Raw genomic sequence first — 15,971 nt, forward strand, 5'->3', positions numbered from 1 at the left:
CCCATGAAAAGATTAACACCCGCGTGGCTTGCTGTTTCTCTGGCATGCTGTTTCTCCGCCAGTACGCTGGCAGCGGACGCGCTACAAACCAGAGCGTTTAGCAACATGCCCGCTGATTTTATTAAAGGCGCGGATATCTCCACGCTGCTGGACGCGGAAAAGCATGGCGCAAAGTTTTTTAACCACCACAATCAGCAGCAGGATCCGATCGCGATTCTGAAGGCCGACGGCGTGAACTATGTTCGCCTGCGCCTGTGGGTCGATCCAAAAGACGCCCAGGGTCAGCGCTACGGCGGCGGCGATAACGATCTCGCGGCGACGCTGGCGCTGGCGAAGCGGGCAAAAGCGCAGGGGATGAAGCTGCTGCTTGATTTTCACTACAGCGATTTCTGGACAGATCCCGGCAAGCAGTTCAAGCCGAAGGCATGGGAGAAAATGGATTATCCGCAGCTGAAAACCACTATTCATGACTACACCCGCGACACGATCGCCCGTTTTAAGCAGGAGGGCGTACTGCCGGATATGGTGCAGATCGGCAACGAGATCAACGGCGGTATGCTGTGGCCGGAGGGCAAAAGCTGGGGGCAGGGTGGCGGCGAGTTCGATCGCCTGGCGGGGCTGCTTAACGCCGCCATCGATGGCCTGAAGGAAAACCTCACCGCCGGTGAGCAGGTTAAAATTATGCTTCATCTGGCCGAAGGCACGAAAAACGACACCTTCCGTTGGTGGTTTGATGAAATCAGCAAGCGTAACGTGCCTTACGAGATTATTGGTCTGTCGATGTATACCTACTGGAATGGACCGATTAGCGCGCTGAAAGCCAATATGGATGATATCAGCAAGCGCTATAACAAAGACGTGATTGTGGTAGAGGCCGCTTATGCCTATACCCTGGAGAACTGCGACAACGCCGAAAATAGTTTCCAGGCAAAAGAGGAAAAGGATGGCGGTTATCCCGCCACCGTACAGGGGCAATATAATTATATTCACGACTTAATGCAGGCCGTTGCGGATGTTCCAAACCATCGTGGTAAAGGTATTTTTTATTGGGAGCCGACGTGGATTGCCGTACCGGGAAATACCTGGGCGACACCTGCCGGAATGAAATATATCCACGATGAGTGGAAAGAGGGTAATGCCCGGGAAAATCAGGCGCTGTTTGATTGCCAGGGGAAAGCGTTGCCGTCGATGAAGGTATTTAATTAATTATTCAGCTTTAAACTTCAGGATGTTTATTATGAAAAAATTTGCGCCTTTGAGTCCGAAGGTCAATGCGCTATTGCATGGCGCCGACTATAATCCGGAGCAGTGGGAAAACTATCCCGATATTATTGATAAAGATATTGCCATGATGCAGCAGGCAAAATGTAATGTCATGTCGGTAGGGATATTTAGCTGGGCGAAACTTGAACCTCAGGAAGGCGTATTTGAGTTTGGCTGGTTGGACAGTATCCTGGATAAACTGTATGCCGCCGGAATACATGTCTTTCTCGCGACCCCAAGCGGCGCACGCCCGGCCTGGATGTCGCAGAAATATCCTCAGGTCCTGCGCGTCGGTCGCGATCGGGTGCCTGCGCTGCACGGTGGGCGTCACAACCACTGTATGTCGTCGCCGGTCTATCGTGAGAAAACCCTGAAAATTAACACCCTGCTGGCGGAGCGCTATGCGCAGCATCCGGCGGTGCTGGGCTGGCATATCTCCAATGAGTATGGCGGCGAATGCCACTGTAGCCTGTGCCAGGAGCGTTTCCGTGACTGGCTGAAAGCGCGCTATGAAACGCTGGATAATCTCAATCATGCCTGGTGGAGCACTTTCTGGAGCCACACCTATAGCGACTGGTCGCAAATTGAATCTCCGGCTCCGCAGGGGGAAGTCTCCATTCATGGTCTGAACCTTGACTGGCATCGCTTCAATACCGCTCAGGTGACGGATTTCTGCCGCCACGAAATTGCGCCACTGAAAGCGGCGAATGCTGAGCTGCCGGTGACAACCAACTTTATGGAGTATTTCTACGATTACGACTACTGGCAGCTGGCGCCGGCGCTGGACTTCATCTCGTGGGACAGCTACCCCATGTGGCATCGCGATAAAGATGAAACCACGCTGGCCTGCTACACCGCCATGTATCACGACATGATGCGCAGCCTGAAGGGCGGAAAACCGTTTGTCCTGATGGAGTCCACGCCGAGCGCGACTAACTGGCAGCCGACCAGCAAGCTGAAAAAACCGGGAATGCATATTCTCTCTTCTCTGCAGGCGGTAGCGCACGGGGCCGACTCGGTACAGTATTTCCAGTGGCGTAAGAGCCGCGGTTCGGTAGAGAAATTCCATGGCGCAATTATCGATCACGTCGGTCACCTGGATACGCGCGTGGGCCGTGAAGTGACAAAGCTTGGCGAGATGTTAAGCCAGCTGCCGGACGTGGTGGGCTGCCGGACGGATGCGAAAGTGGCGATTATCTTTGACCAGCAAAACCGCTGGGCGCTGGATGATGCTCAGGGGCCGCGTAATCTCGGGATGGAGTATGAAAATACCGTCAACGAGCACTATCGTCCGTTCTGGGAACAGGGGATTGCGGTAGATATCATTGATGCCGACGTCGACCTGAGCGCTTATCGGCTGGTCATTGCCCCGATGCTGTATATGGTTCGCGACGGCTTTGCCGAACGCGCCGAGGCGTTTGTGGCCAACGGCGGTCATTTAGTTACAACATACTGGACGGGGATTGTTAACGAATCTGACCTATGCTATCTCGGTGGCTTCCCGGGTCCGCTGCGCAAGCTGCTGGGCATCTGGGCGGAAGAGATTGACTGCCTGAACGATGGCGAACGTAATCTGGTACAGGGGTTGGCGGGCAATGAAGGAGGTTTGCAGGGACCGTATCAGGTACGCCATCTGTGTGAACTGATCCACGCCGAAACGGCGCAGCCGCTGGCGACCTACCGCGATGATTTTTACGCGGGAAGACCGGCGGTCACCGTTAATCACGTGGGTAAAGGTAAAGCCTGGCATGTCGCTTCGCGCAACGATCTGGCTTTCCAGCGGGACTTCTTCAGCGCCATAAGTAAAGAGCTGGCGCTGCCGCGCGCGGTGGAGGCCGATTTCCCGCCGGGCGTGGTGGCGACCGCGCGCACGGACGGTGAGACTACCTACGTGTTCCTGCAAAACTACAGCGCGCAGCAGCAGCAGGTGACCTTACCGCAGGGCTACCAGGACAGCCTTACCGGCACGGACTTGAACGCGCCGTTGACCTTAAAAGCGTGGGATTGCCGCATCCTCAGTCGTCACGCGTAATTTTTCTCTATCCGCGCCTGCTCCTGCGAGCAGGCGTTTTTTTATCTGCTTATCAGGAGCTTATTATGGTGAGTTTAAAATCCTTTCTGAATTACTTCTCCCAGTCGCGTCCGGCGGTAACGTTAAGCCCTGGGGAACAACAACAGATTGAACGTTTAATTCAGGCTTTCGGCGGCGAGGCGAATATTGTCAACGTTGACGCCTGTATCACCCGCTTACGCGTCACGGTGAATAATCTGTCGATTGTTGACTCTCAGGAGCTACAGCAGCAGGGAGCGCTTGGCGTTATTATCCTTGGGCAGCAGGTGCATGCTATTTTCGGTAAACAGTCGGATGCTTTGCGTCAATTACTTGACGAACACTTTGCCAGCCGTAAATAAAATAAAACGGGATAACGCAATAATGGGTTATCCCGAAAAGAAAACAAAGTATCAATGGCAATAATCATTACCGGAGGGTAATTAACGACCTTACAGCTGGAGATAAAACAGTTAAATGACGACTACCACCAGGCTTCGACCTGTACACCAAAGTTCCACGTGTTATTGGCTGTTTGATCTTCGAAAGGTTTACCATTTTCTGAGTCATTCAGATACGAAGCGAAAATACGCAGTTCCGGGCGAGACATAAAGTCAGGGCCATCGGCCAGGCCCAGCGCGATGGTATATTTCTCACCAGCCTGCTTATAGTCTGTATTGTTCTTGTAGCTATCTTTTTGGTAAAAACCGCCCACTTCGCCAATCAGGCGTACGTATTCCGTGAATTGATACTGTCCGCGAGCCACCAGCGACAGCATGCGCGTTTTATCCGTGTAATCGGTGATGTTGTCCGCGGATCCCCAGGTCAGAACGTGGTTAATAGAGAATTTTTCGGTAATCGGAATTAAACCGGTATTGATCACCCGATAGCCGGTGGCGTCATTGACGTAGTTCCACATGTCATACCAGCCGCCGCCCTGGGAAACCATGTTCTGCGCCAGCCCTTTGTTTGCGTACTGCAGCACCGTTTTGTTGTAACCGCCCAGCATATCCTGGCTGATTTCACCGGTTAGCATGACGCCGTTTTCTGCATCATACAGGCCGCCGTAGGAGTCCTGCTTTTTGGTGGTGTTAGGCATCGCATAGTCGATACCAAATTCGGTCCACGACCCGGTCCATGGCTTCCAGCCTGCGTAGCGCAGGTCAAGGTAGTTAATATTCACGTTGCTGTCGCCGTCGACGCGGTAGTCGACGTCATTCGCATCACCGCGGATCCAGGCAAATGAGACGGCGCCAGGGCCGAGGGTATAGTTTTCTATCCCGGCGCCGGATCCGGAAATGTTCCAGTATTTGGTATCAATGATGTGCAGATCGTGGCGCTGGTAGTAGCGTTTACCGCCCCAAATGACCGCGTTAGGATCGCCCGGGACCAGACCTTTAATTTGCAGGTTGAGCTGGCGTAGGCCGAACTGCGCATCATCATCGAGCGTGGTTTCGTTATCGTTCGAACCGTCAGAAACCATGCTGACCATGCTATCGAGATAGAAGCTCACGTCATTCTTCTTGTAGACCTCCGAGCCCAACTCCAGCTCGCCGTAGGTATCGGACTCGTTACCCAGACGGCCAATTTTGTTTTTTTGCCATTCGGCCTGACCGCCGTCGCCGGAGACCCCAACCCCGGCGCGCATATAGCCATGAAAATCGATACCCGGAAGCGTGGCGGAAGCAGCAAACACGGATGGTGAAATCAGCGCAGCGGCCAACGCAGCGGAGAGTGTGCGCAGCGTAGTGTTCATGTCTATCCTCTTATTTTTTGTATTACGTTCACATAACCGGTGTTATAAAATCCCTAAACCAAAATACAGGCAATTGAATGATCGCTATAGTGTGATTAACTGCAAATAAATTAGCGGGTTTTGTTGCAGGTGGTGAGTCTATTCACAATTTGTTGTATTGTGAGCGTAATACTTTTAATGTTGATTGTTGTTCGAGGAAGGCGGCAATGAGCGTTTTTTTACATTGCCCCTGTTACAATCCAGGGATAACAACATAAGGAACCGGACCATGAAGTCTAAAAGCGCGACCTTAGAAGACGTTGCTCGCCATGCGGGCGTCTCCTATCAGACCGTGTCCAGGGTACTCAACAAATCTGCTAATGTATCCAAAGCCACGCGCAGCAAGGTGGAGAAATCCATTGAGGAGCTGCGTTATGTCCCAAACCGCCTGGCGCAACAGCTGGTAGGCAAGCAAAGCCGTACCGTAGGTCTGGTTACGATCTCCCTCGCATTGCATGCGCCTTCTCAGGTGGCCGCGGCGGTTAAACGCTATGCGAATGTGGAAGGTTATCAGGTACTCATTTCAATGATCGATGAGAGCGTCAACCAAAGCATTCAAGATTCCATTAATGAACTTAAATCTCAGCTGGTGGATAAGGTCATCATCAACGTGCCTCTGGAGACTGATCAGGCTCAGAAAATTGCCGCTGATAACGATGATATCGTCTGTCTTTTTTTAGATGTCGATCCCTATAGCTCCGTGTTTAACGTTTCGTTTAATCCGGCAGACGGCACCCGAGCCAGCGTCAAATATCTCTATGAAATGGGGCATCGGGAGATAGCGCTGTTGGCCGGTCCGGAAAGCTCGGTATCGGCCAAATTGCGTTTGAAAAGCTGGATAGAAACCCTCGAAGGTTATGGGCTACAGCCGGTCACGGTGATTCGCGGTAACTGGGATGCGCAGAGCGGCTATGCCGGCGCGCTGCAAATGTTGCGAGAGACGCCAAACTTTACCGCCGTTTTGGTGGGGAACGATCAGATGGCGCTGGGCGTGCTTAGCGCGTTTCATCAGCATCAGGTACCGATCCCGGGGGAAAAGTCGGTTATTGGTTATGATGATACCTATGAAAGCTCGTTTTTTTACCCGGCGCTAACCACCGTTTCGCTGGATCTTGACTTACAAGGAAAAGAGGCCGTTCGGCGCCTACTCGATAGCGGCGATAACGAAACCTCCCATACTTCTTCAATTCTTCCGGCCCGTCTTGTCGTGCGCCACTCTACCGGGGCGAAAACGGAGCCCGGCAAAAACCTTCAGTCTATTGCCGAACAGCTCAGGGCCCTGGCGCATCAGCTGAGCCCTTAATCCGTAACGGGCGGCCTGCGCCGCCCATAATCCTTCTTATTCTCAGGGTTGATCTTTAGATTCGCACGGCGTACGATATTGTTATGTTATAACGTAATGATTGAGGTCGCTATGAAACCCAATATTCATCCGCATTATCGTACGGTGGTTTTTCACGACACCAGCGCTAACGAATTCTTTAAAGTTGGTTCAACGATCCGCACCGAGCGTGAGATTGAGCTGGATGGCGAGACGTATCCCTACGTCACGCTCGACGTCTCCTCCAAATCGCATCCGTATTACACCGGTAAACAGAAGGCCTTCAACAATGAAGGCAGCACCGCTCGTTTCCGCCAGCGCTTCGGCGGTTTTATTGATGCGAAAAGGAGCAAATAATGCAGGTACTCAACTCATTGCGTAGCGCGAAACAGCGCCATCCGGATTGCCAGATCGTGAAACGAAAAGGGCGGCTTTACGTTATCTGCAAAAGTAATCCCCGCTTTAAGGCCGTACAGGGTCGCAAGAAAAGACGTTAACGGAAGCTCTCCAGCGTCCGTAACTGCTGGCCATCGGCGCTAAAGTTGTCGGCGGCCAGCCATTGTCGCATTGCTCTATGAATCTGCGGCCACTCTGAATCGATAATCGAAAACCAGTCGGTATCGCGGTTGTGGCCCTTTATCACCAGCGCCTGACGAAAGCGTCCCTCATACTGAAATCCCAGCCGCAGCGCCGCCCGGCGTGAAGGCTCGTTCAGGCTGTTGCATTTCCACTCGTAGCGACGATAGCCGAGCGTATCAAATACGTAGTGCATCAGTAGCGAGTGGGCCTCGGTTGCCATCGCCGTCCGGCTCAACAGAGGCGAAAAGTGTACGTGGCCGACTTCAACAACGCCATTTTTGGCATCAATTCTCATCAACGCCAGTGAGCCAACGGGCTGGTCTGTCAGCTGATCTATCACGGCATAGTGAATGGGGTCGGCCTGCATGGCCACGCTCTCTATCCACGCGCGATATTCCTCGACGCTGTTATCCGGCTCACGCAGCAGCCACGTCCAGCTTCGGGTGTCCGGGGCTAAGCGATGGGCATCAAACAGCGCGCTGGCGTGCGTGGAGCGCAATGGCTCAAGCCGGCAAAGGCGACCTTGCAGATTCAATCTCTCGGGGTGCTGACGAGGCTGCCAGTCGGGCAGGGCAGCGCCAACGGGTTGATCGAATTGATTAAGATGGCTCATGGGGGTTCCTTTGTGGGTGAATGCCATGAGATTAAGCCCTTATTGGTTCCATAAAAAGTGCCATAAGAGTATGTTTATATGGTGCCACGAGGAGCGGTGATGAATATTCCGGATGATGCTTTTTTTACTTTACTCGAGCAGGCCCTATGCGGTAGAGGAAGTGAAACCCTACAGCGAACCCTCTATCAGCAACTGCGCGAGGCTATTTTGCAGGGCACGCTGGCGGGCGATAGTCGTCTACCCGGTTCGCGCGCCATGGCGCAGCATCTGGGGCTTTCGCGCAATACCATCAACAGCGCGCTGGAGCAGCTGGCAATAGAAGGATATCTATTGCGTAGTCGTCAGGGAACGTACGTCGCGCCCCTGAGGTCTCAGGGAGAAGAGGACATTGAGGCGCGCGTTATTGTGCTTCCTGAATATTTACAGGGATTGCCGGCAGCAATTCACCGGGATTCGCCCGCGTTGCTCTTTACGCCGGGAATGCCTGCGGTGAATTACTTTCCACTTTCCATCTGGCGTCGGCTGCTCGATCGGGTACTGCGCGAAGAGGGCAGCACATTACTGGGCTACGGCGATGCGCAGGGAGAGCTCGTACTACGAAAAGCCATTGCTCGCCACCTCGCGCTCTCCCGGGGGATCCGCTGCGAAGCCAGCCAGATAGTGATTACAGAAGGGGCGCTGGAAGGCGTCGATTTATGCACGCACCTGCTGAGCGTAGCCGGCGATATGGCATGGGTGGAAGAGCCCGGGTATCCGGGAGCAAAAAGCATATTTCTCAAATCAGGTCTTCATATAAAGGGTGTACCGGTTGATCGTGAAGGAATGCGTTTAGATACCTCTGCTGATAGCAAAGCGCCGCGATTGATCTTTACTTCACCTTCACATCAATACCCCTGCGGAGCCGTGATGAGCGCCGGGCGACGACTGGCGTTACTGGAATATGCCCGCCGGCATGATTCGTGGATTATCGAAGATGATTACGACAGCGAATTTCGCTATAGCGGTGAGCCCATTCCGGCCATGCTGGGGATGGCCAGGCAGGCGCCGGTGGTTTATCTGGGGACATTCAGCAAAACGCTATTTCCGGCGCTGCGCATTGGCTTTATGGTGATGCCTCCCGCGCTGGCGGAGGCTGCACGAGGCGTCATTGGTGCGCTATTACGCGGCGGGCACCGGGCTGAACAGAAGGCGCTGGCGTTGTTCATTGAAGAGGGGCACTACGCACGTCATTTGGCCGCGATGCGCCGTTTGTACCGCAAACGCCAGCAGCACCTGCGGGACGTCCTGGCTCAAGAACTTAACCATCCTTATGAACTCTTTGGCGGAGAGGGAGGCTTGCACCTGACCGTCGCTATTGACAACATGGATGACCAGGCGATTGTGCAGCAGGCCCGGCGCTTTCAGTTGGCGCCCGGGGCATTAAGCCGTTTTTATCTAGATGTAAAAACGGCGCGAAGCGGCTTGGTTCTGGGCTACGGAAATACGTCCGCCTCACATTTCATTGCTGCGGTACGGACGCTCAATCGTCTTATTGCGCAGAACCGACGCGAGTAAGAGAAAACACATCGTAAAATGAGAGGTCGCCTTTGGTGGCGATCATTTTTTGTAGCTGCGCCTTTTGCTCGCGATCGACGCGTGGCGATTGCAGAATACGCTCGAGAAGTTGTTCAGGGACAAACCGGGTGTTATACCATTCGCCGTTGTAGCAAACGCGGAAATCAAGAACGTCGATATCTTCATAACGATAGCGTGGATAGACGTCAAAGAAGAAGAAACCGTTTAGCAGAACAAATAAAACAATTAACAGCCAGACAGAATCCACCAGCGTTTCGGAACGAAGCATCACAATAAGCGTGGCCAGGAAAGCCGCGTACATGGCGACAAAAAGCCATGGGTGGTTGCGAATAAAGCTAATGCTAAAACGCGGACGGTTGTCGCGTTTCTCTTTCACATTAAGTTCATCAATGGTGCTCTTCAGCAGCCGCTGTATTTCTGTCATCTTATTCCCCAAATTCTGCCATGAGCCCGTATGCAGGCGTGACAAATCGGGCTCAGCCTGAGGGCTATTTTATGTTGCGTAAATCTATGGGGAAAGTAACAGATTGGTTGCAGAAAAGCATAACAGTTACCGTTTTTCGCTCTCCAGCATTTTGATAATCTGTGCCGGGTTTCCGCCGACGACGGCGTTGGCGGGCACATTTTTCACTACCACGGAACCCGAAGCCACCACGGCATTATCGCCGATAGCCACGCCAGGATTAATTACTGCCCGCCCGCCAATCCATACATTGTGCCCAATGGTGACGGGTTTTCCGTACTCTTGACCACTATTGCGGTCGACAGGGTCAAGGGGATGCGTGGCGGTATAAATATGTACGCCCGGCGCCAGCATGCAGTTATCCCCAATATGAATCGGACAGACGTCCAGCATGACGCAATCAAAGTTCGCGTAGAAATTTTTGCCGAGGGAGATATTGTAGCCGTAGTCGCAGCGAAAGGTGGGTTCGATATACGCATCACTCGCGTGCCCAAGCAGTTCAGACAATAATGCTTTTCTTAATTCATGTTCTTCAGGCGCCGAATGGTTGTAGCGGTGCAACAGTTGCCTGGCCCGCAGGCGATCGGCTTTCAACGTGGCGTCACCTGCCAGATATAGTTCGCCGGCAATCATTTTTTGTTTCTCTTCACTCATGGACGCTTCCCTTATTTCCTTATCGTCAGGCCGCCATAGTATAAAAAGAAACCGGTTTCATCTTTGCATTAAGCCAACATCTGTGAGCACAGTCACACTTATTCTCATCACCAAAGCGGGGTGTTTTCGACACGAGATGTATGACTTTCATTTGAAATAAACTAGCGGATAAATTTCCAGACTGAAGGTGGGATCTTGTCATACAGTTTATTCATCGTCAGCTCAGCAAGACGATGGTCGGCCGCTGAGTAAAATACCGCCAGTTCATTATCGGAAAGTTCATATTTATTTTTTTCAATTACGCGCTCCAGCGTATCAATTGTCTGACAGCGTCGTAAGCGCATCAAATAGTCTATTTTGGTTAATGTTTTATCAGACATAAATCCACCTTTTGATTGTAATAATACTAACAAGAAAGACTGGCCGGGTTTTCCCGACTGGCGTTGACAAAGCAGCGGAATAACCGATTGCCAGATTTGCGCCATTTCTGCAGATCCGCACTGTTAATGCCGTAGTTGCTGAACAAGACGAAAGTGTCATCCAGATATTCGTCAATCTGAGTAATCAGCTTATTATCCTCAGCATACTTAATTTTATAATTAAGCGCGAACGCGGCAATGTGCTCGATCAATTCATTAAGTTGAAGATTGACAGCCGAAGTTGGGTCATTAACCCAGCCGTGGTTGCTCTCTTCCAGGTTTGCAAGACAGTCATGATACAGGGTTTCGCAGAGAAATTTAAGCTGCGCAATATCATGTCTTTTTGGCGAGTATTCGTCCATAACGCATCCCCTTTTGAGTGGTTTAAACGACCGTTGTGGGATGAACACGACTAACAGACCTGACACATACATTGTAATCTTGCTGTTTAACTATAATCCACTCTTAAAAAGATTTCATCGTGCTATTACGAAAAATTACAATTATCAGCGTCCATTTATCTTCAATGCCTCGGTCTTTATTATATCGTGCCGTTAACCCGATCGGTAAAAATGAATACTGACCTTATATTTCATCAAGTTAGCCGCTGCGTTTTGCCGTTATACGAAGACAACCATACATAAAGTCAGTGATTGAGAATATTCTGAGTTAGGGTGAGCGGGAAGGAAAGTCGCAGAGAAAAACGGAGATAAGCACCACGACTCATCATTAAATATTATATCTCAGGTTATAAAACAAACAATAACAATCCGTGCGCTTTAAATCAGGGAAAAGAAAAGGGCCGCGTATGCGGCCCTGTGAAGAGAGATTAATGATGCTCAACCGGATGGCTGTGCTCAATATCCTCATTTTTCTTACTAAAGCGGCGACGGACTACCACGAAGAACACTGGCACGAAGAAAATCGCCAGAACCGTCGCGGTCACCATCCCGCCCATTACGCCAGTACCAACGGCGTTCTGCGCGCCGGAGCCTGCGCCGGAGCTGATAACCAGCGGCATGACCCCAAGGATGAACGCCAGCGAGGTCATCAGAATCGGACGCAGACGCATACGAACGGCTTCCAGCGTTGCTTCAATCAGACCTTTGCCCTCTTTATCCATCAGATCTTTGGCGAATTCAACGATTAGTATCGCGTTCTTCGCCGACAGGCCAATGGTCGTCAGCAGACCAACCTGGAAGTAAACGTCGTTGGTCAATCCGCGGAAGGTGGCAGCCAGCAGCGCACCCACAACCCCGAGTGGAACGACCAGCATTACCGAGAACGGAATCGACCAGCTTTCATACAGCGCAGCCAGACACAGGAAGACGACAATCAGCGAGATGGCGTACAGCGCAGGTGCCTGGTTGCCTGACAACCGTTCCTGATAAGACATGCCGGTCCAGTCATAGCCAATGCCTGCAGGCAGTTTACCCGCCAGCTCTTCCATCAGGTTCATCGCTTCACCGGTACTCTTACCCGGTGTCGCCTGGCCGAGGATTTCCATCGATGGCAGACCGTTGTAACGCTCCAGACGCGGTGAGCCGTATTCCCAGCGTGAAGTCGAGAAGGCGGAGAAGGGCACCATCTGTCCATCGCTACCGCGTACGTACCAGTTACCGATATCTTCCGGCAGCATACGGTATTTCGCTTCAGACATGATATACACTTTCTTCACACGACCGCGGTCAATGAAGTCGTTGACGTAGCTACCACCCCATGCTGCGCCAAGCGTCGTGTTAATATCGCTGATAGAAACGCCAAGAGCCTGCGCTTTTTCCTGATCGATATCCACTTTGAACTGCGGAGTATCTTCCAGACCGTTTGGACGAACGCCGCTTAAGACATCAGGATGCTGCGCAACCATACCAAAGAGCTGGTTACGAGCCTGAGTCAGTTTTTCATGGCCTAACCCTGCCTGGTCGATCAGCTGGAAGTCAAAGCCCGTTGCGGTACCCAGTTCAACAATTGCCGGCAGGTTAAAGGCGAACACCATTGCGTCTTTAATCTGTGAGAAATAGCCCATTGCGCGCCCGGTAATCGCTTCAACTTTGTTCTCTTCGCCTGGACGCTGACTCCAGTCCTTCAGAGAGACGAACGCGATGCCGGTGTTCTGCCCACGACCCGCGAAACCAAAGCCGTTAACGGCGAATACCGATTCAACGTTATTTTTCTCTTTGGTGAGATAGTAATCGGTCATCTCATCCAGAACCTTCTGGGTACGCTCCTGAGTTGCGCCCGCAGGCAGCTGCGCCATGCTCAGGAATACCCCCTGATCTTCGTCCGGCAGGAACGAGCTTGGCAGACGAACGAACAGCCAGGCCATGCCGACAACGATGATCAGGTACAGCACCAGATAACGACCGGTGCTGCGCAGGATGTTGCCTACGCTATCGGTGTAGTGATGCGTGCTCTTATCGAACATACGGTTAAACCAACCGAAGAAGCCGGTGGTTGCGCCATGGCTGCCTTTTTGGATGGGCTTCAGCATCGTGGCGCAGAGCGCCGGGGTCAGAATCAATGCCACCAGTACCGACAGCGCCATTGCGGAAACGATGGTGATCGAGAACTGACGGTAAATCGCACCGGTAGAACCGCCGAAGAAGGCCATCGGGATAAACACCGCGGAAAGCACCATCGCGATACCCACCAGCGCGCCCTGAATCTGGCCCATTGATTTACGCGTGGCTTCCTTCGGCGGTAGCCCTTCTTCGGCCATCACACGCTCGACGTTTTCCACCACCACGATGGCGTCATCCACGAGCAGGCCTATGGCGAGCACCATACCAAACATGGTGAGCGTGTTTATCGAGAAGCCGAACAGCGCGAGGATAGCGAACGTCCCCAGCAATACGACCGGCACGGCGATAGTCGGAATCAGCGTTGCGCGGAAGTTCTGCAGGAACAGATACATAACCAGGAACACCAGAATGATTGCTTCGATCAGCGTTTTCACCACTTCGTGAATGGAGATCTGCACGAATGGGGTGGTGTCATACGGATAAACAATCTTCAGGCCTGAAGGGAAGAAAGGCTCCATTTTCTTCAGTTCGGCACGAATGGCGTTGGCAGTATCCAGCGCGTTCGCGCCGGTTGCTAATTTAATACCCAGACCAGATGCGGGCTGACCATTAAACTTCGCGATAACGTCATAGTTTTCACCGCCCAGCTCAATCTTCGCGACGTCGCGCAGACGCACCTGGGAACCGTCCTGGTTAACCTTCAACAGAATATTGCCGAACTCTTCAGTATTGGTTAAACGGGTCTGCGCCACGATGGAGGCGTTCAATTGCTGACCTTTCACCGGCGGCGTACCGCCTAACTGTCCTGCTGCAACCTGGGCGTTCTGCGCTTTCAGTGCGCTGATAACGTCAACCGGCGTCAGCTGGAAGTTATTAAGTTTGTTCGGATCCATCCAGATGCGCATGGCGTACTGGGAACCAAACAGCTGGACGTCACCGACGCCGCTGGTACGGCTAATCGCATCCTTCATGTTGGCGGCGACATAGTCAGAAATGTCATCCTGATTCATGGTGCCGTTGGTATTGATAACGCCGACAACCATCAGGAAGCTGCTGGAGGCCTTTTCAACGCTGATACCCTGCTGCTGAACTTCTTGCGGCAGCAGCGGTGTCGCCAGCGCCAGCTTGTTCTGCACCTGTACCTGGGCAATATCCGGATCGGTACCTGATTCAAAGGTTAGCGTAATGGTTGCTGTACCGGTGGAGTCGCCATTGGAAGACATGTACATCAGGTGATCGATACCGTTCATGTTCTGTTCGATAACCTGGGTCACGGTGTTCTGCACGGTTTCAGCATCGGCACCGGGGTACATGGCTGTAATGGAAATTGCCGGCGGCGCAATCGTTGGATATTGCGCTATCGGCAATTTGAGGATCGACAACCCCCCAGCCAGCATGATGATAATGGCGATCACCCACGCAAATATGGGGCGATCGATAAAGAAATTAGGCATGTCTTAACGGCTCCTGTTTAAGTTAAGACTTGGTTTGTTCTGACTGAGCGTTGCCTGCGGCTTGCTGTTTATCGTCAGAAACGACTTCCTGCGCTTTAACCTGTACGCCTGGTCTGACTTTCTGCAGACCGGTGATGATGACGCGATCGCCCGTTTTCAGCCCTTCGGTGACCAGCCATTTATCACCGATAGCCTGAGTGGCGGTAATCTGGCGAACTTCGACTTTATCACCTTCGCCGACAACCATAGCGCTGGCATCGCCACGCGGAGTGCGGGTTACGCCCTGCTGAGGAACCAGCAACGCATCAGGATTTACACCTTCTTCCAGGCGTGCGCGGACGAACATGCCGGGCAGCAGAGTGTGATCCGGGTTCGGGAAAATAGCGCGCAGCGTAATAGAACCGGTTGTCTGGTCAACGGTGACGTCAGAGAACTCCAGCGTACCGTTCTGCGGGTATTTCAGTCCGTCGTTGGTGACCAGTTCAACCTTCGCTTTACCGTTTTCCTGCTGCAGCTTGCCGTTGGCCAGCTCTTGTTTCAGACGCAGGAAATCGTTGCTCGATTGCGTCACGTCAACGTAGATAGGATCCAGCTGTTGCACGGTCGCCAGCGCGGTGGTTTGCCCGTTTTGCACCAGAGCGCCTTCCGTGACGGCGGATTTACCAATGCGTCCGGAGATTGGCGAGGTGACTTTGGTGTAGGCCAGATTAATGCGCGCGGTTTCAACTGCAGCTTTGGCGGCGACCACGGCGGCGTTGCTCTGCTGAGCCGTCGCCACGGCAGTATCGTAATCCTGTTGGCTAATGTACTTAGTGCCCAACAGTTTCTGATAACGTTTAACCGTCAACTGATCCATATTTGCCGCCGCCTGCGCTTTGGCTAAATCGCCTTTCGCGCTTTCATACGTGGCCTGATAGGTCGCCGGATCGATTTGATAAAGAGATACGCCTGCCTGGATATCGCTCCCTTCAGTGAAGTTACGTTTAAGAATAATGCCACTGACCTGAGGACGAACTTCCGCAACGCGATAAGCGCTGGTACGGCCTGGTAGTTCGGTAGTAATTTGTAGAGGAGCGGATTTGAGCGTCACAATACCGACTTCCGGCATTTGCTGGGCCCCTTGCTGAGCCGGTTTGTCGTCACATCCTGTTAGCGCTAAGCTGCCTGAGAGCATCAGAACGACCGCCAGAGGCGTTAACCCTCTGTTTTTGTTCATATGTAAACCTCGAGTGTCCAATTTCAAATTGTTCAGTGGCTCAATCG

General features: G+C 52.5%; 16 protein-coding genes. 8 read left to right on the plus strand and 8 right to left on the minus strand.

Features of this window, described 5'->3' with window-relative positions:
- The first annotated feature begins 3 nt into the window (after positions 1–3).
- The 3 genes from KCG39_RS25040 (at position 4) to KCG39_RS25050 (ending at position 3,675) form a co-directional block, all read left to right on the plus strand.
- Positions 4–1,206 carry a glycoside hydrolase family 53 protein gene (locus tag KCG39_RS25040; protein WP_211811495.1) on the plus strand — a complete coding sequence of 401 codons (1,203 nt, stop codon included), beginning with the start codon at positions 4–6 and terminating at the stop codon, positions 1,204–1,206.
- A 31-nt stretch (positions 1,207–1,237) separates the two neighbouring features.
- Positions 1,238–3,295 carry a beta-galactosidase gene (locus KCG39_RS25045; RefSeq protein WP_004129885.1) on the plus strand — a complete coding sequence of 686 codons (2,058 nt, stop codon included), beginning with the start codon at positions 1,238–1,240 and terminating at the stop codon, positions 3,293–3,295.
- Positions 3,296–3,360: 65 nt separating this feature from the next.
- Positions 3,361–3,675, plus strand: a complete 315-nt coding sequence (locus KCG39_RS25050; protein ID WP_004129888.1) for a PTS sugar transporter subunit IIB — start codon at positions 3,361–3,363, stop codon at positions 3,673–3,675.
- A 122-nt stretch (positions 3,676–3,797) separates the two neighbouring features.
- Here the strand turns inward: KCG39_RS25050 and KCG39_RS25055 are convergent, their stop codons facing one another.
- The gene (locus tag KCG39_RS25055; RefSeq protein ID WP_004129890.1) at positions 3,798–5,069 is read right to left on the minus strand and encodes a maltoporin; all 1,272 of its coding nucleotides are present in this window, start codon (positions 5,067–5,069) and stop codon (positions 3,798–3,800) included.
- Between the two features lie 268 nt (positions 5,070–5,337).
- Here KCG39_RS25055 and KCG39_RS25060 point away from each other — a divergent pair, with 268 nt between their 5' ends.
- The 3 genes from KCG39_RS25060 to ykgO all read left to right on the plus strand — a co-directional run bounded on the left by KCG39_RS25060 (position 5,338) and on the right by ykgO (position 6,926).
- Entirely contained in the window at positions 5,338–6,411 is a 1,074-nt protein-coding gene (locus KCG39_RS25060; protein WP_004129892.1) for a LacI family DNA-binding transcriptional regulator, read from the plus strand.
- 111 nt (positions 6,412–6,522) lie between these two features.
- Entirely contained in the window at positions 6,523–6,786 is a 264-nt protein-coding gene (locus KCG39_RS25065; protein ID WP_004129897.1) for a type B 50S ribosomal protein L31, read from the plus strand.
- Positions 6,786–6,926, plus strand: coding sequence for a type B 50S ribosomal protein L36 (gene ykgO / locus KCG39_RS25070; protein WP_003859006.1), 141 nt, complete (start codon positions 6,786–6,788; stop codon positions 6,924–6,926). Before KCG39_RS25065 ends, ykgO begins: the two co-directional genes overlap by 1 nt.
- Here the strand turns inward: ykgO and KCG39_RS25075 are convergent.
- The gene (locus KCG39_RS25075; RefSeq protein WP_049114564.1) at positions 6,923–7,621 is read right to left on the minus strand and encodes a GNAT family N-acetyltransferase; all 699 of its coding nucleotides are present in this window, start codon (positions 7,619–7,621) and stop codon (positions 6,923–6,925) included. The two genes, ykgO and KCG39_RS25075, sit on opposite strands and share 4 nt — an antisense overlap.
- Before the next feature lie 99 nt (positions 7,622–7,720).
- Between KCG39_RS25075 and pdxR the strand changes: the two genes are divergently transcribed.
- Entirely contained in the window at positions 7,721–9,175 is a 1,455-nt protein-coding gene (pdxR, locus tag KCG39_RS25080) for a MocR-like pyridoxine biosynthesis transcription factor PdxR (RefSeq protein ID WP_049114563.1), read from the plus strand.
- On the opposite strand, the gene KCG39_RS25085 is transcribed toward pdxR, so the two are convergent.
- On the minus strand, positions 9,150–9,620 hold the full coding sequence (locus KCG39_RS25085; protein ID WP_004129906.1) for a YlaC family protein: 471 nt from the start codon (positions 9,618–9,620) through the stop codon (positions 9,150–9,152). The genes pdxR and KCG39_RS25085 overlap by 26 nt on opposite strands.
- Positions 9,621–9,640: 20 nt before the next feature.
- Here KCG39_RS25085 and KCG39_RS27830 point away from each other — a divergent pair, with 20 nt between their 5' ends.
- The gene (locus KCG39_RS27830) at positions 9,641–9,775 is read left to right on the plus strand and encodes a hypothetical protein (RefSeq protein WP_224326009.1); all 135 of its coding nucleotides are present in this window, start codon (positions 9,641–9,643) and stop codon (positions 9,773–9,775) included.
- Here KCG39_RS27830 and maa read toward each other — a convergent pair.
- The 5 genes from maa to acrA form a co-directional block, all read right to left on the minus strand.
- On the minus strand, positions 9,747–10,313 hold the full coding sequence (maa, locus tag KCG39_RS25090) for a maltose O-acetyltransferase (RefSeq protein WP_049114562.1): 567 nt from the start codon (positions 10,311–10,313) through the stop codon (positions 9,747–9,749). The genes KCG39_RS27830 and maa overlap by 29 nt on opposite strands.
- A gap of 161 nt (positions 10,314–10,474) precedes the next feature.
- Positions 10,475–10,693 (minus strand): HHA domain-containing protein, encoded by a 219-nt coding sequence (locus KCG39_RS25095; RefSeq protein WP_004099646.1) that lies wholly within the window; start codon positions 10,691–10,693, stop codon positions 10,475–10,477.
- A gap of 26 nt (positions 10,694–10,719) precedes the next feature.
- The gene (gene tomB / locus KCG39_RS25100) at positions 10,720–11,094 is read right to left on the minus strand and encodes an Hha toxicity modulator TomB (protein WP_004129911.1); all 375 of its coding nucleotides are present in this window, start codon (positions 11,092–11,094) and stop codon (positions 10,720–10,722) included.
- Positions 11,095–11,561: 467 nt separating this feature from the next.
- A complete protein-coding gene (gene acrB / locus KCG39_RS25105; protein WP_004129913.1) occupies positions 11,562–14,708 on the minus strand; it encodes a multidrug efflux RND transporter permease subunit AcrB in 3,147 nt (1,048 codons plus the stop codon).
- Positions 14,709–14,730: 22 nt separating this feature from the next.
- On the minus strand, positions 14,731–15,924 hold the full coding sequence (gene acrA / locus KCG39_RS25110; protein WP_004129915.1) for a multidrug efflux RND transporter periplasmic adaptor subunit AcrA: 1,194 nt from the start codon (positions 15,922–15,924) through the stop codon (positions 14,731–14,733).
- Positions 15,925–15,971: the final 47 nt, after the last annotated feature.

The sequence above is a fragment of the Klebsiella pasteurii genome (assembly GCF_018139045.1).
GTDB classification, from domain to species: Bacteria; Pseudomonadota; Gammaproteobacteria; order Enterobacterales; family Enterobacteriaceae; genus Klebsiella; species Klebsiella grimontii.

What these genes read in the sequence shown, in the direction of transcription:
- ykgO (WP_003859006.1), top strand. Translation starts at nt 6,786, where the DNA reads ATGCAGGTACTCAACTCATTGCGTAGCGCGAAACAGCGCCATCCGGAT.
- pdxR (WP_049114563.1), top strand. Translation starts at nt 7,721, where the DNA reads ATGAATATTCCGGATGATGCTTTTTTTACTTTACTCGAGCAGGCCCTA.
- acrB (WP_004129913.1), bottom strand. Translation starts at nt 14,708, where the DNA reads ATGCCTAATTTCTTTATCGATCGCCCCATATTTGCGTGGGTGATCGCC.
- KCG39_RS25055 (WP_004129890.1), bottom strand. Translation starts at nt 5,069, where the DNA reads ATGAACACTACGCTGCGCACACTCTCCGCTGCGTTGGCCGCTGCGCTG.
- KCG39_RS25045 (WP_004129885.1), top strand. Translation starts at nt 1,238, where the DNA reads ATGAAAAAATTTGCGCCTTTGAGTCCGAAGGTCAATGCGCTATTGCAT.
- KCG39_RS25065 (WP_004129897.1), top strand. Translation starts at nt 6,523, where the DNA reads ATGAAACCCAATATTCATCCGCATTATCGTACGGTGGTTTTTCACGAC.
- maa (WP_049114562.1), bottom strand. Translation starts at nt 10,313, where the DNA reads ATGAGTGAAGAGAAACAAAAAATGATTGCCGGCGAACTATATCTGGCA.
- KCG39_RS25085 (WP_004129906.1), bottom strand. Translation starts at nt 9,620, where the DNA reads ATGACAGAAATACAGCGGCTGCTGAAGAGCACCATTGATGAACTTAAT.
- tomB (WP_004129911.1), bottom strand. Translation starts at nt 11,094, where the DNA reads ATGGACGAATACTCGCCAAAAAGACATGATATTGCGCAGCTTAAATTT.
- KCG39_RS25050 (WP_004129888.1), top strand. Translation starts at nt 3,361, where the DNA reads ATGGTGAGTTTAAAATCCTTTCTGAATTACTTCTCCCAGTCGCGTCCG.
- KCG39_RS25095 (WP_004099646.1), bottom strand. Translation starts at nt 10,693, where the DNA reads ATGTCTGATAAAACATTAACCAAAATAGACTATTTGATGCGCTTACGA.
- KCG39_RS25075 (WP_049114564.1), bottom strand. Translation starts at nt 7,621, where the DNA reads ATGAGCCATCTTAATCAATTCGATCAACCCGTTGGCGCTGCCCTGCCC.
- KCG39_RS27830 (WP_224326009.1), top strand. Translation starts at nt 9,641, where the DNA reads ATGAGCCCGTATGCAGGCGTGACAAATCGGGCTCAGCCTGAGGGCTAT.
- KCG39_RS25040 (WP_211811495.1), top strand. Translation starts at nt 4, where the DNA reads ATGAAAAGATTAACACCCGCGTGGCTTGCTGTTTCTCTGGCATGCTGT.
- acrA (WP_004129915.1), bottom strand. Translation starts at nt 15,924, where the DNA reads ATGAACAAAAACAGAGGGTTAACGCCTCTGGCGGTCGTTCTGATGCTC.
- KCG39_RS25060 (WP_004129892.1), top strand. Translation starts at nt 5,338, where the DNA reads ATGAAGTCTAAAAGCGCGACCTTAGAAGACGTTGCTCGCCATGCGGGC.